Below are 782 nucleotides of genomic sequence, written 5' to 3'. Positions count from 1 at the left end.
TGTATAAGAGACAGGTGCAGCACCACCGGGGCCGGGGAGCGGCCTGGAAGGGGCGTACGTACGCCCGTCCCGAGGCCGCTCCCGAACCCTGAGGTGTACCGGGGCGGCCGGGCGTCACTTGCGGCCGGGGGTCCAGTTCATGCCCCAGCCGTAGGCGGCGTCGATGGTCCGCTGGGGGCTCACGCCGCGCTGGGGCACGAGGTAGCGGGCCTCGCGCTGCACGGTGAGGTCGCCGGAGCCGTCGTTGGTGATCAGGGCCAGCGCGCACACGGTGGACGGGACGGTGCACTCGTCGAGGGAGAAGTCGATGGCCGCGCCGTTCTGCGGCCGGAGGGTGACGGTGGCGTGGAGGTCGGCGAAGCTCCGGGCGCCCTCGTAGATGGTGACGAAGATCAGGATCCGGCGCAGCCGGTCCTTGTGGTCGAGGTTGACCGTGAGGTTCTCGCCGGTGGAGACCGCGCCGGTGCGGTCGTCGCCGTCGAGGTGGATGTACGGCGGCTGTGCGAGGGAGCCGAAGGCGTTGCCGAGTGACTGCACGACTCCCTTGCGCCCGTCGGTGAGTTCGTAGAGCGCGCAGAGGTCGAGGTCGAGGTCGGCGTGGGCGGCGACCGCCCTGCCCAGCTTCGCTCCCCAGCCCTTGAACTGCTTGCGGGACTCCCAGTTGAGATTGACGCGCAGGGCTCCGGAGGTCCCTCCCTGCTTGGTCAGCGAGACGGAAGGGGCCTCCTTCGTCAGAGTGACCTTGGTCAGCCGCACCGGCTGCGCGGCCGGGGGCGGCGGGG

1 protein-coding gene is annotated in these 782 nt (G+C 71.0%); it reads right to left on the bottom strand.

Annotated features, from left to right (window positions below; translation table 11 throughout):
* Nucleotides 1-114 precede the first annotated feature (114 nt).
* The coding region (locus IH13_RS0133340) for a TerD family protein (protein ID WP_031090406.1) at nucleotides 115-782 on the bottom strand (668 nt) is incomplete at its 5' end.

This window comes from Streptomyces sp. NRRL WC-3549, from assembly GCF_000721935.1.
Classification (GTDB): Bacteria; Actinomycetota; Actinomycetes; order Streptomycetales; family Streptomycetaceae; genus Streptomyces.
The sequence above is the reverse complement of the archived record's forward strand: the minus strand, read 5'-3'. Positions and strand labels throughout refer to the sequence as shown.